The 13,536-nt window shown below is 42.4% G+C and carries 10 protein-coding genes and 1 tRNA gene; 4 read left to right on the top strand and 7 right to left on the bottom strand.

Translation table 11 applies throughout. The features are described from left to right. Positions 1 to 252: 252 nt before the first annotated feature. A complete protein-coding gene (locus ACBR23_RS27200; RefSeq protein ID WP_340520745.1) occupies positions 253 to 729 on the bottom strand; it encodes an anti-sigma regulatory factor in 477 nt (158 codons plus the stop codon). 801 nt (positions 730 to 1,530) lie between these two features. Here ACBR23_RS27200 and ACBR23_RS27195 point away from each other — a divergent pair. From ACBR23_RS27195 to ACBR23_RS27180, 4 genes are all read left to right on the top strand, one after another. Beyond that, on the top strand, positions 1,531 to 5,160 hold the full coding sequence (locus tag ACBR23_RS27195) for a GAF domain-containing protein (protein WP_371120785.1): 3,630 nt from the start codon (positions 1,531 to 1,533) through the stop codon (positions 5,158 to 5,160). 111 nt (positions 5,161 to 5,271) lie between these two features. Then, positions 5,272 to 5,658 carry a response regulator transcription factor gene (locus tag ACBR23_RS27190; protein WP_340520738.1) on the top strand — a complete coding sequence of 129 codons (387 nt, stop codon included), beginning with the start codon at positions 5,272 to 5,274 and terminating at the stop codon, positions 5,656 to 5,658. A gap of 115 nt (positions 5,659 to 5,773) precedes the next feature. Further along, the gene (locus ACBR23_RS27185; RefSeq protein WP_371120786.1) at positions 5,774 to 7,192 is read left to right on the top strand and encodes an adenylate/guanylate cyclase domain-containing protein; all 1,419 of its coding nucleotides are present in this window, start codon (positions 5,774 to 5,776) and stop codon (positions 7,190 to 7,192) included. Positions 7,193 to 7,395: 203 nt separating this feature from the next. Continuing rightward, the gene (locus ACBR23_RS27180) at positions 7,396 to 8,226 is read left to right on the top strand and encodes a metallophosphoesterase (RefSeq protein ID WP_341736621.1); all 831 of its coding nucleotides are present in this window, start codon (positions 7,396 to 7,398) and stop codon (positions 8,224 to 8,226) included. A gap of 328 nt (positions 8,227 to 8,554) precedes the next feature. On the opposite strand, the gene ACBR23_RS27175 is transcribed toward ACBR23_RS27180, so the two are convergent. The 6 genes from ACBR23_RS27175 to ACBR23_RS27150 all read right to left on the bottom strand — a co-directional run bounded on the left by ACBR23_RS27175 (position 8,555) and on the right by ACBR23_RS27150 (position 13,196). Continuing rightward, positions 8,555 to 8,641, bottom strand: a tRNA-Ser gene (locus ACBR23_RS27175). Between the two features lie 525 nt (positions 8,642 to 9,166). Then, positions 9,167 to 9,484: an RNA-guided endonuclease InsQ/TnpB family protein gene (locus tag ACBR23_RS27170; RefSeq protein ID WP_371120787.1), complete on the bottom strand. Its 318-nt coding sequence runs from the start codon at positions 9,482 to 9,484 to the stop codon at positions 9,167 to 9,169. Positions 9,485 to 9,544: 60 nt separating this feature from the next. Continuing rightward, positions 9,545 to 9,634: a helix-turn-helix domain-containing protein gene (locus tag ACBR23_RS27165; protein WP_371120788.1), complete on the bottom strand. Its 90-nt coding sequence runs from the start codon at positions 9,632 to 9,634 to the stop codon at positions 9,545 to 9,547. 9 nt (positions 9,635 to 9,643) lie between these two features. Then, complete coding sequence (locus tag ACBR23_RS27160) at positions 9,644 to 9,985, bottom strand: MerR family transcriptional regulator (protein ID WP_341736682.1); 342 nt, start codon at positions 9,983 to 9,985, stop codon at positions 9,644 to 9,646. A gap of 100 nt (positions 9,986 to 10,085) precedes the next feature. After that, on the bottom strand, positions 10,086 to 12,647 hold the full coding sequence (locus ACBR23_RS27155) for a ComEC/Rec2 family competence protein (protein ID WP_371120789.1): 2,562 nt from the start codon (positions 12,645 to 12,647) through the stop codon (positions 10,086 to 10,088). 69 nt (positions 12,648 to 12,716) lie between these two features. Further along, positions 12,717 to 13,196: a DUF4079 domain-containing protein gene (locus ACBR23_RS27150; protein ID WP_371118209.1), complete on the bottom strand. Its 480-nt coding sequence runs from the start codon at positions 13,194 to 13,196 to the stop codon at positions 12,717 to 12,719. Positions 13,197 to 13,536 lie beyond the last annotated feature (340 nt).

The following is a 13,536-nucleotide window of genomic DNA, read 5'->3' as shown; positions in this document are numbered from 1 at the left end:
GGCGGATTTTCCGATCTAGTTTTTTGTAGCTAGGACTTATAGAATTAGGAGAATTCAAGCCGTCAAGCGAAGGCGATGCACTGAGCGTAGCCGAAGTGACGGGGCTTCAGACCCATTTCTTTGGTGATATTTTGTTACTGAGACTGACTTATGCACAGCAAGTAGACCGATCGAGTACGATCGGTCGATTGGGGAACCAAAGAACTCTCCCGTTGTGACTGATGTTGACAATTCTGCCAAATATTAGTAGTTTTACCGCCAGCGAGGTAGGCTTGAGGAACTGGGAACTTGTTTGCATACCCTTAACTCTGTACCCTGAGAATTCCACTCAACCCGATCGAATATCTGGTAAAGAATAAACAACCCCCTGCCGCATTCATTTTCAACGTCAGGGAGTTCACAGTTATCTGCAACATCGCTATCGCAATCATCTGTATAAAGGTTGCAATTGCAAGGGGCTTGAAACCCCGTTCCCTCGTCTGATATCACCCACCAATATTGATTTTGGACTATGGAAAAACGGACTCCAACAGTTTTACTGGGGTCCAATTTGTTTCCATGTTTAGCAGCATTTACCAAAGCTTCTTGAAGCCCTAACCGTAATTCCGCTTGCCAGTGAACCGGAACCTCTGCTAGGAGCAGATCCAAAACAGGACAAAGGTATAGAGTAGAAGCGAAGCTAATCGTAATCCAATTGCGCCCTACTGGACGGGCTGAGATAGCAATCACTCAGAAAACTCCCTAACTTTCAGGTGAATAATTTTCACACCCTGCATAGTTGGCTCCCCTAGTATTAACAATGCCGATCGATTGAGCGCCACAGCTCTATCTATATTTTAGAGTATCAAAACCCTGGATCAAAGCAAAGATCCTCACAAAATATTTTGCGACTCTCACAATAGGACTTTTTGCTCACTCAGCCACCCTGTCAGCGGAGTTCACCAAGGTCTCATTCCCAAAAACCTCAACTTGCCAATCTCCCAGATCCCCAATATCAATCAGTACAAAACCTACTTTAATCCCTCGATCCCTGCTCATAAATCGCGGAGTGCTAGCTCTGGTTTGGTAGGTATTTACCATAAGTTACCATTGTCAAACTCTTTTGATACAATAATTAATGTAAATAATCAATTTATTTACTTTCCACATATAAAAACCAAAATCTAGGCTTGGGCCTGGGGGGGTTCTCGATCCGGGATGGGACACTGGTCCTCTACCCAATCTTACGGATAACTATCCTCCGTAAGTCCTGTAATTTTTTACATCAGCCAAACAAACCCAACCATAACCGCCACCCCCATACCAGGCGCTACTGGCCGCCGTGGTTCATTTTGTTTTTTTATGCAGGTAATATAGTGTTTTTACGTAAGTATCAAGGGATGTTCTGGGCTGGCGATCGCGCGTGGGACTAAAGGCGATCGACAGTTAATGAATCAGAGTCCAAGTTTATATCTATAATTTAAAATTAGAATTCAAAAATTATAAAAACTATAAAAACTAAATAAATCAACCAAAACACAAGTAAATGCCATGTCACAGAAATACATAAAATTAGATGCCGAGGCTTATGAGTCCCTCACAAGAGAGCTCGCAACCCTGAAAGGGCGGCTGGCGGAACTAGAACTGGCAGATAAACAAGAGTCCGCTAGAGTTGCCAAACAAAAAGCACTGTTTGCCGTAGTGACCAAAATTCGCGAGTCTTTAGATTTAGATATTATTTTAAAATCAACCGCTACAGAAGTACGGCAACTGCTGAATGCCGATCGAGTGGGAATGTTTCAGTTTGACCCCAATTCAGGATTTGACGACGGGGAATTTGTCTCAGAAGACGTGCTGCCGGAGTTTGACTCCGCCAAAGCCATCAAGGTACACGATCGTTGTTTTGGAACACAATACGCAGTCAACTATCAACAAGGAAAAATTCAGGCAGTTACTGATATTTACAACGCCGGATTGAGCGATTGCCATATTGCAATTCTTTCCAGGTTTCAAGTCAAAGCTAACCTAATTGTACCTTTAATTAAAGGCAATCAACTATGGGGATTAATCTGCATTCACCAATGTCGTAGTCCACGCCAGTGGCAGGAAGATGAAATTGAGTTTGTTACTCAAATTTCAGTTCATTTGGGAGTAGCAATACAGCAAGCAGAACTTTTAGAAAAAGCTGAAAGGCGGTCCACAGCACTCCAGACAACTCTTGAGGTGCAATTGCAAAAAAGGACTGAAGAGTTAGTTAAGGAAGCAGAGCGAGAACGAGCCATCACTCGCATGATTGACAAGATTCGCCAAACCTTAGAGATCGAAATAATTTTCCAGACAGCAGCCACAGAGGTGCGAAAACTGTTGAATGTCGATCGCATTGCTATTTATCAATTTCGCGAAGACTATTTCGGTGACTTTATCTTTGAATCTGAATCTGGGGAATGGCCTAAATTGGTAGGTAGTGGTTGGGAAGACCCTTACTTAAACGAACACAAAGGAGGCAGATTCCGCAATGCCGAAATCTTTATCGCTGACGATATCTACAACGCCGGTCAAAGTGAGTGCCACATCGAAGCTTTAGAATATTTTGGTGTTAAATCCTGTGCCGTAGTTGCTATTTTTAAAGGAGAAAAACTTTGGGGATTGCTGAGTGCATTTCAACACAGTGGTCCGCGACATTGGGAAGAAAATGAAGTCAAATTACTAACTCAAATTGCTACCCATTTGGGAGTGGCATTGCAGCAGTTAGAATACCTAGAAAAAATTCAATTTCAAGCTAAACAGCAGGCAAAAGCAGCCGAACAGGAGCGGACCTTAGCCAGGGTAATTGAAAGGATTCGTCAAACCCTAAACATCGACAAAATTTTCAGTGCTACTACTCAAGAAGTTCGCCAAATCCTCAACTGCGATCGCGTAGCAGTTTACCGTTTCTTTCCTGACTGGAGTGGCGAATTTGTCTCGGAGTCCGTAGCCGAAGGCTGGATATCTTTAGTAACTGAAAAAATTAAAACCGTCTGGCAAGATGAATACTTGCAACATACTCAGGGAGGTAGGTATCGCAATCAGGAGATTTTTGTAGTAAATGACATCTACAAAATTGGCCACTCTCAGTGTCACCTAGAAATTCTAGAGCAAATTGAAGCCAAAGCATATTGTGTGGCCCCAGTTTTTGTAGGTAAAAATCTCTGGGGTTTGCTAGCAGCTTATCAAAACTCAACTTCTCGTGAGTGGGAACCTGGAGAAGTCAGGTTGCTGACTCAGATTGGCAGTCAATTGGGAGTAGCCATGCACCAAGCAGAATTGCTAGATCAAACTAAAAAGCAGTCCTGGGAATTGCAGACAACGTTGGCAGATTTGAATGCAATTGTGGACAACTTGGCTGACGGATTATTAGTCACAGATATAGAGGGTAAAATTACGAGGTTTAACCCAGCTCTCCTCGCGCTGTTTGAATTAAAAGATGTGGAGTTGAAAGGCAAAAAAGTCTCTGATATTTTTGCTAAAAACTTGGCAAGGCTGGCTGATGAAGCGGAACGCAATGAGGGAGAAATTGTGACCCTTGAGGTGGAACTGGGCAATAACCGAATCGGTCAAGCTTTGGCAACCAATATTCTCAAAGAAGCTGTGAATGATGAAGTAGATCACTCCCTTGGTTCGGTTATTTTGATTAGGGATGTCACCGTTGAACGAGAAGTTGACCGGATGAAAACAGACTTTTTGGCTACAGTTTCTCACGAACTGCGGACACCTCTAACTTCTGTCTTGGGTTTTGCTTCAATCATCAAAGAAAAACTAGAAGATGTAATTTTTCCTGCCATACCTATAGAAGACAAAAAAACCAAAAAAGCTGTGCATAAAGTGGGAGATAATATCAATATTATTGTCTCAGAAGCTGAGCGACTCACCTCTTTGATTAATGATGTTTTGGATATTGCTAAAATGGAGGCTGGCAGAGTAGATTGGCAGTTGCAACCAACCGATCCAGTGCAAATATTGAAACAGGCGATCGCCGCTACTTCATCTTTATTAGAAAAAAATAATTTGAAATTGATTAAGGATTTTAAGCCGGGACTTCCCCAGGTATTAGTTGACCGCGATCGCATGGTTCAAGTATCTATCAATTTGCTCTCCAATGCCGTAAAGTTCACCCAATCAGGTTCCGTCACTTGCAAAGCAAGAGTAGAGAATGATGAGATAGTTATTAGTATTACAGATACTGGCATAGGTATTGCACCAGAAGACCAAAGCAAAGTTTTTGAAAGATTTAAACAAGTGGGAGATATCCTGACCCAAAAGCCGAAAGGTACAGGCTTGGGGCTGCCAATTTCCAAACAAATTATTGAACATCACGGCGGTAGAATTTGGCTAGAAAGTGAAGTTGGTCGCGGCAGCACTTTTTCCTTTAGTATACCGATCGTAAACAATGTTCCACCTGTAGAGAACTGGGAAAATTTCAATGATTTAATCTCACAATTAAAACATCAGGTTGTCAGCAGAACTGCGACAAATACTAAAGAAGTCAAGCAGATTCTCGTTGTTGACGACGAGCCTAACATCCGGGAACTGCTCCGACAGTCACTGGAAGAAGAAGGATATGAAGTTACGGAAGCGTTTAATGGCATCGATGCTATTTCTCAGGCAAAATCAGTGAAACCAGATCTGATTATTTTAGATATAATGATGCCACATATAGATGGTTTTGATGTCGCTGCTGTTCTCAAACATGACCCCCAGACTATGGGTATTCCCATTATCATAGTTTCTTTGATTCACGATCTCGAAAGGGGCGCTCGCTTGGGAATCGACAGCTATTTTACCAAACCTATCAACGTAGGAAGACTATTGAGAGAAATTGGCTTGCTGCTAAATCCCACTATCTCTAACAAGACTGTATTGGTGGTAGATCGCAATCCTTCAAATCTGAAAACAATCTCGGATGCTTTGGTCTTTCAAGGATATAATGTCATCAAAGCCTATAATGCTGAAGAGTGTCTGGGTCTAGCTATATCAAGGAAGCCAAATTTGATTATTATTGATGAAGTATTATCTCAAGAAAAAGAACTTGTCAAAACTTTGCGCCTGACTGATGGCTTGGAAAATGTTTCCTTGATTTTTATGGGAAATATGGCAGTAAATACCCTACCTAAAAAAGTAGATCAACCAAACAACAACACCTAGAAATCTTAAAGACTTCTGAAAAATTTGGATTTACTACATAAATCTAGGTTCTGAAAATCCTTAAATTTCCCGATTGAATCTGAACAACTTACTGAAAAATATTGAGGAAAAATGGCAGTTAAAAAAGTTTTAATTGTAGATGATGAACCGAATATTCTGATTTTGATGGAGCAGGCTCTGGAAAAGTTGGAAGATGAGGATGACGTAGAATTAATCACGGCTAAAAATGGACTGGAAGCACTGGAACTGATCCAGGAAGAAAAGCCTGATTTAGTTTTTCTCGATGTCATGATGCCGAAAATGAGCGGACTAGAAGTATGCAACACTGTTAAAAATGAGCTAAAAATGGATGATGTTTATATTATTATGTTGACAGCCAAGGGGCAAGAATATGATAAACAAAGTGGTATGGCTGTGGGGGCAAATCTTTACATGACTAAACCTTTCCGCCCGAAAGAAGTCTTGCAAAAAGCTAGAGAAGTTCTCGGTTTGACTTGACACACTTACAGATATCTGCAACATTGCTCTGCCTTTATTAATTATTTTTGGGAGAGTGAGTGACAACTTTAAAAATAAATCACGAAAGAATACTCCTAACTAAATAGCAAAATTAATGGTTCGTATCAATCTGAAAAAATTGATTGCTAAAAAAGATTTTCAGGCAGTTATTAAGGGCGCTATTTCTGCTCTAGATGCTCCGATCGCAATTCGTAATATTGAGGGAGTTATTTTATTGGGCGAAGACGCTCATCCATGCTTATACAAATACCCTGTGGTGCTAGCCGACGAAGTAATTGGTTATGTCACAGGCTCTCAAAAAGCAAAATTCATTGCTGATTTGATTGGCTATGCTGCTCAAGCTGATTCGGATACAAGAACTTTGGCTATGGATACTTTGGAAAAATACGAAGAAGTGAATTTTTTGTATGATTTTTCTAGCAAAATTTCAACTTGTTTAGGAGTCTCTGAAGTCACTGATTTAGTGGTAACAGAAGCCAAAAAATTGATTGACGCTACCAATATTTCGCTGATGTTAGTCAATCATAAAATTGGAAAATTAGAGGTGATTTCAGCCAGGGGAAAAAAGTATAATAGCAAAACAACAATTGGTCCAAATGTGGGGATAGCAGGTCACATTCTCGTGTCTGGAAAAGCTGAAATAGTCAATGATGTGCTTTCCGATCCCAGATATGTTAAGGGAAACAATGAGCTGCGTTCTCTCATTTGCGCTCCTTTAACTACACAAAGTGGTACGATAGGTGTCATCAATGTTAGTAATAATCAACTCGTAAACTATACAGCACAGGATTTAAAACTTTTGACAGCTTTGGCTTCCCAAGCAGCAGCGGCGATCGAGAATGCGCTATTGCATGAAAGTAAATTGAAGGAAGAACGGATTAAGAATAATTTGGAAAGATATCTTTCTCCCCACGTCGTTCAAGCAGTTATCGAAGCTAAAGGAGAAATTTCTCTGAGTCCAACTAAGCGAAATATTACGGTGCTTTTTTCGGATATTAGAGATTTTACTACGAAGTGCGAAGAACTTCCGGCTGAAAAGATAGTGCTCTATTTAAATGAATATTTTACCCAGATGGTAGAGGTAATTTTTAGTAAACAAGGTACGGTAAATAAGTTTGTGGGAGATATGATTGTGGCAATGTTCGGTGCTCCTTCGGAAGTTGCCGATCGAGAACGGAAAGCGATCGAAACTGCGATCGATATGCAGCGTCGGATTGAAGAAATTTCGATTCCTTGGATTAGGGATAACTTTCTCACAGGTATTGGTATTAGTGCGGGTGAGGTGGTTGTAGGAAATATTGGTTCGCCGCAGCACATGGATTATACTGCGATCGGGGATGAGGTGAATATTGCCTCTAGGTTGCAGTCCATTGCTAAGGGAAAACAAATTTTGGTTAGCGATAGTGTGTATAGCGCTACTAAAGATATGTTTGAGTTTAAAGAGATGGGTCAAGTGATAGTTAAAGGTAAGAAGAAAGCTGTAAAAACTTTTGAAGTGATTTATCAAAAATGAAGTAAATATAGCAATCCTTGCAGGAGTCACAAATTTTTAACCCCACCCCAAACCTCCCCTTAGTAAGGGGAGGGAGTAAGACGTTCACAAATGATTTAGGATTGCTATAGGAATCAGAAAAGAGGTCATTAAATATAGTTGGGCGATTTGGGCGGTTTATTTGCTAAGCTAGAAATTGCACTCTGTCAATAAACCTTAGATTTATGCACAGGTTATTAACTGGGAAACTGCGGGTAGAACATTTAACCATACCGATCGCCAATCTTCCAGCAAATCTATCGGGTACTAAACTGGTACAACTGACTGATTTTCACTATGACGGGGTGCGGCTGTCGGAAGGTTTACTATTCGAGGCGATCGCTGCGGCAAATGAAGCGGAAGCAGACTTGATTTTCTTAACCGGGGATTTTGTCACTCTGGAAACTGCCCCGATTCACGACTTAGTGCAACGATTAAAAAACTTGCAAAGTCGGGTGGGAATTTATGCTGTTTTAGGCAATCACGACCACTATTGGCCGGGAGGTAAAATAGAGGTTACTAATGCTTTAAATAACGCGGGAATTCGGGTTTTGTACAATGAAGCTACCTATCCTTTGGGAGAAAATTTAGCTTTAATTGGGTTGGCGGATTTTTGGTCTGGGGATTTTCAACCTGAACCTGTAATGACATCAGTCGATCTATCCATCCCTCGGATTGTCTTGTCTCACAATCCTGATACTGCGGAAAAGCTGCAAGGATACCGGATTGATTTGCAGTTTTCGGGACACACCCACGGTGGTCAAATAGTGATTCCCGGTATTGGGCCTGTGTATGCTTGGCTAAAAAAAATTAGCTCTGCTATTCCTCAATGGGTACGTAATTGGATGCCTTTTTTATCCATTGACGATCGAGTAGTTACTCACTGGGAATGGGCCAGTGGTTTACATCGGGTGGGGAATAATTTACTATACGTGAATCGCGGTTTGGGAACCTATGCACCCGGAAGGCTATTTTGTCCGCCGGAAGTGACAGTAATTACTTTAATTTGTGAATGAGTAATATCAATTTTTTATGAGGCTGTATAGAATCCGATCCCCCCTAACCCCAATTTCATAAAGTAGCGCTACATAACTCCCTCCCAACTCCGCTTAGTAATGGGAGCTTTGAACTGCATCTGTAGCAAATATTTATGAAATTGGTATAAGTCCTGTTTTAGAAATGCTTTTGTCCTGACCGATCGCCCCCTTGGTGGGGTGAAGTTAAAACAAAAAGTGGTATATACCGGAGTGGTACATATACCACTTACATATACCACTGGCTATAAAACTGCACCTTTGGCTAAAGATACTGATAGCATCAAAGCATTGTGGAGTAAGAAATGTACGGAGAGGGTGGGATTTGAACCCACGTTAGAGTCACCCCTAAAGTAGATTTCGAGTCTACCGCATTCAACCGCTCTGCCACCTCTCCAATTGGTTGGCTACTCTACAATAATTGCATAACGCGAGGTAAAAATCAACCAAAAACTTCAGGTTGTAGTTGCGACGCTAATTTGGCGATCGGATCAAGCGGTTGTTTGTTGGTATCTAGAACGAACACAAAGTTAGACATAAAAGTCCTCTGATTACTCAGGTTATGTTTTCCTCGTCAATGTTAGCGAGGCTTGTCGTGCCGGAGACACTTCCTTAGCTAAATAAAGATGTTTAATCTCCGGCGACAGTAGCTCCAGGCTCCAAAGCACCCGTAGGTGTCGTGACCCTGCTAACGTAGCCTAGTTAAAGGCTTAGACTGGCTACCTTGTCCACTTTTGTCCAGTGATTAGCGGATAGCCGATTTAGGCGATGGGGCCGCAAATTTTGTTGAGACCTTGAGTATTTTGTATCTTAACGCACCACGCGCCACATTTGCCCATCTGCTATACAAATACTAGACAAGTCTAGACATTTGCTTCTTACTTCATCGGGGGCATGGGAGCGGCTATCCCTCAGTAAGCTTTCACGGTTTAGCCAACCGTGATAAATTTATTGCTGCATTCAAATCCCTGTCTATCGAATGACCGCAACTTTCACAGTTATAAGTCCTTTCTTTTAACGGCATACCTTGGATATGTCCGCAATTTGAACAGGTCTTGCTTGATGGGAACCAGCGGTCGGCAACGACGATCTCGCAGCCAAACTTTTTAGCTTTGTATTCTAACTGGCGCTTGAATTCATGGAATCCACAATCAGCTATTACCATACCGCAAGTTTGTGATTCTTTAGCATTCCACAGACCTTCAAATCTTCTACTACTATCGTTGCGTGGTTTTTGCATAAGTAAGTAGTGATTTGATGTAGAGTATTTTTTCGCTCGGTTTGCTATTTTTGCATGATGCTAAGTAAATCTCGCTATGCCAGCGTGTTTACTCATAACTGTTGATTGACTTTTGTTTAGCTTTAACTTTGTTTTGATGGATAGAAGCATTGTTCGACCTCAACACTGGATTTCTTTGTTTAACTCTGCCACGTCCTGTACTGGTTTGTCAATAGCATTTTTTAAATTTTCTTTGATTTCCTTGGAGTAATTTCGTAGACCGTATAACCGACAGGAGAAACAGTGAATTATTGCCATCAGGTCTTCTACTAATTCATGTTGAGGAGACAGTGATTCTTGGTTGGCGACTATAATTTCACATCCGACTGATACGGCAAGTTCTTGGATGAATTCAAAGGCAAAATCGTCTTCTGTGTAAAACCGATGACCTGATAGGGTGCGCTTGGCCGGTAGCTTCCCTGAGACATCCCAACGCTGGAGTGTTTTTACTGACAATCCCAGCTTTTTTGCAAAAACGCGCGAGTTTAAACAAAATGGTACACCGTAGTTTTGTCGATAAGTGTACCATTCTGTCTACTTATTTGCTATCTAGGTACTAGCTCTACAAAACAGAAGTTTGATTTTCTTGCGACTCCAGGGTGGTCTTAAATCCCCCTGCTGGTGTCCACAGCAAGGCTCCATCCCGTCCCGTCCAGAAAATTTGGGTTTTGGTTTTTTGAAGTTGTGTGGCCGTTTCCGGGTCAATTTCGTCAGCAGCGGCGATCGCCACTTTTGGCCCAATCGCCGTTAATAACTCCGGTGTCAGGGTTTTCCCGGACCACCACAGCACTTGAGCTGGCTTCAAACTTCCCGTTGCTACCAATTTTTTTTGGGCTTCTGGTGCTATTTCACCCAGCAGCAACCAAGTTCGTCCACCCACCAGCAGTTCTACAACCGGGATTTCTGCATTCACAAACTGCAACTGCACAGAGCCCAGATTAATGGTGCTGTTAGTTTCTAAAGGAAAGTAAACTCCTTGGCGAGATTGCACCGCAGTCATCAATTCTTGACCGCTGGCATAGTTAATTTGTTTGGGAGATGTGTTATCATAGAATGTTTGAATTGGCAAGCGTTCTAATAATTTTCCCCAACCTGCGTTTAAACCTAAATGAGGATGGGTGGCGATCGCAAAATTCACAGAATTGATACCTTGTTGCTGCAAGAAAGGCAATACTATAAACCGGACTGTATTGTCATCACCGCTATTAATTAGTGATACTTTTCCCCGTTCTTGTATTACCAAAACAGGTTCCCTCGATGTCGCCAGCAAAGTAACTTGAAATAAAGATAATTGACTGTGCCAAGCTGGTAAAACTATGATGCTAATTCCCGCCACAATAGCCAGGGGTAAAATTGAGGCTGATGAAAAAATTGGCAGCGAAACAACAGTGCTTTTTCCCTTCTGGCTTCCCCTCTTGGGGGCGGTAGGTGCGGGTTCTTCTCTTCCTTGGGGGGGGGTTGACTTTCTCCCCAGCCAAACCCAGCAAATTAAACTGTAAAGTGCGATTAGCTGCAACTGGGATACTTGGCCGACAGCTACCGAATTACCCGGTAACTGGGAGAAATATTCAGCGATCGCAATTAACCCTTTTGCAGGATACTCTAGCAGTTGCGCTAACCCACTACCAGCCGGTGGAAAAATCAATCCAGCTAAGGCACTAATCATTCCCCCAATACTCAAAATCCAGAGTAAAGGAGCTGCAATAATATTGACTAAAATACTGTAGGGAGATACCACATTAAAAACGTAAAGTAGCAAGGGTAATACCCAAACTGAAGCAGCGATGGGAACCACAAAAATAGAAGCGATCGCCGGTGGCATCCAGTCCAACTTTGCCATCAGCGGTGGTGTGGTGACTATCAATCCCAAAGTTGCTAAAAAACTGAGTTGAAAACCTAAATCCCAAATCCACAAAGGATTAACTAGCAGTAAAATTATCGCAGCGATTAAGAGCAATCCCAGAGGCTTAACTTCTCGCTTTAGTAGCAAAGCAAATAATGTTCCAAATCCCATTAAAGCAGCGCGACATACTGAAGCTTCAAAGCCTGTTAATCCCACTAGCAGCAATAAAGCGCCGACTCCAAAACTAAACTGCAACTGTTTGGAAAAATGCCTGGTCAAAGCCAGAACTAAAGCTAAAACCATCGAAACTTGAGTCCCGGAAGCTGCGATCGCATGGGCTAATCCAACTTGCACAAAATAGTCGCGGATGTTATAAGGTAAATCTACTGCTTGCTTGCCGAGGGCGATCGCACTAATTAAGGTGCCTTCAGGAACATTCAAGTGAAATAGTTGCGATCGCACAATCCGTTGTCGCATGGCTTGAATGTGTGATTGGGGCATGGCGCTGGACTCGGAAAAACTAGCAGCTTGGTTCTCACTTCCATTAACATCAGCGATCGCATTTTCTCTCTTCCAGTCAATTTGGCTTCCTTTGAGACCTGCAAAAGCCCCCGATCTGGCTAAATATGCTTCAAAATCAAAAGCCCCTGGATTTGATGGCCGCTGCGGTTTGTACAAAGAGCCCACCACGGCGATCGTATTGTCTTCGTACAAACCTGTGGCTTGCAACAAAGGTACTGTGACGTAAAGTTGACCGGATACTTCCCGATTTACAACTACTCCTCCCTCGCCACCGTTGATTTCGCTAACTAGATTGGTGTCTAGCCAAAATTGCGATCGTCCCGATCGAGTCAACCGTGGCGTACTGACAACTCTACCGCGCACTGTCACGGCGATTTCTTGAGTATTGCCACCAGCCGGAATCAGTTTGCTGATGTCATTAATGCCTGGTACTGGCGATCGAATTTGAAAATAAAAGCTAGCGAGAAATCCCGTCAAACCTGCGAGGAACCATACCCATTTCGATCTCGGCAATATTTGATAAAAATTCAATTCTTCCGTTTTTTCTAAGGAAGAATCAGTAGGATTTTTAGTAGTTCTGCTGCGTCTTTTTTTAGTATTTTTTACAGCGTTTCGAGTGTATGTTCGCAAAAAATTCGGTAAGGCGATCGCCGTAACAACTCCCAAGGAAAGTACACCGTAACCACCCCAAGGAAACGCTGTAGAAATCAATCCCAAAATGTAAGCTAAACAGAAAATTACACCCGTTGCTTGATTCATCTAAACCTAAAACACCATAGCTATTAGATCCCCGACTTCACAGCCGAAGTCGGGGATGTGGGTATGCTCTTAAATAGACAAACCCAATTTTAAACCGAAAGCCGCGTGGAGTACCATCAGTGCCAGGGCTGTCGTGCCCAAATAAGCGTGAACAGCGCGCAGTGCCAGCTTGTCGCCGCCAAAACCTGTTAGGGAAATCAAACTATTAACAGTCAACAATACAATGATTGTCGAACCAGTCCAAAAATGAGGACTTTCCATGACTGGCTGGTGTTGCATCACCAGAGACAACAAGCCGCCAGTGTAGCCCAAAGCGATGAACAAAAACATCCAGGGAGCAAGTTTGCGGTGATCGGAGCGACTTTTGATGGCCACGTCTTTATCGGTGGCCAAACGTCCTTGCCATCCTGTATAACCCACAAAACTGCCCATCGCTACCACCACGATGCCCATCATGACTGGGTGTCCCCAATGGGTAATCGGTTCGGGAATTCCCAGGCTGCGGAATTGACTGGCTATAGGCTCTAGAATTTCGCTTAAATTTACCATTTGATTCTGACTCTCAACTTCCCGGTCGATTTTTTCGGAGCAATTTTAAATACATTATAAAATATTATGGTTGCCTGGGCGATCGTCAACTTTAATCAACACCAATTGGAAATTATAGAAACCAACTGAAAACATACATTTAAACAAAACTTAGCCGGCTAAGGCCGGCTGTGAGATTTCGACAGCATTGCTGCTGCTTCAAATTAATTGTTAGTGGTACATTTACGCGATACATTTCAAATATCTTGGACAAGTCAGACACATGAAAATACCTCGATAGCATCGCCCGCAAGGGTGAAGGGCGTACCCGCCAAAGCTTTTAGCATAATGCCAAAAGCAC

The sequence above is a fragment of the Microcoleus sp. genome, from assembly GCF_041354475.1.
Taxonomy (GTDB): Bacteria; Cyanobacteriota; Cyanobacteriia; order Cyanobacteriales; family Microcoleaceae; genus Microcoleus.
The sequence above is the reverse complement of the archived record's forward strand: the minus strand, read 5'-3'. Positions and strand labels throughout refer to the sequence as shown.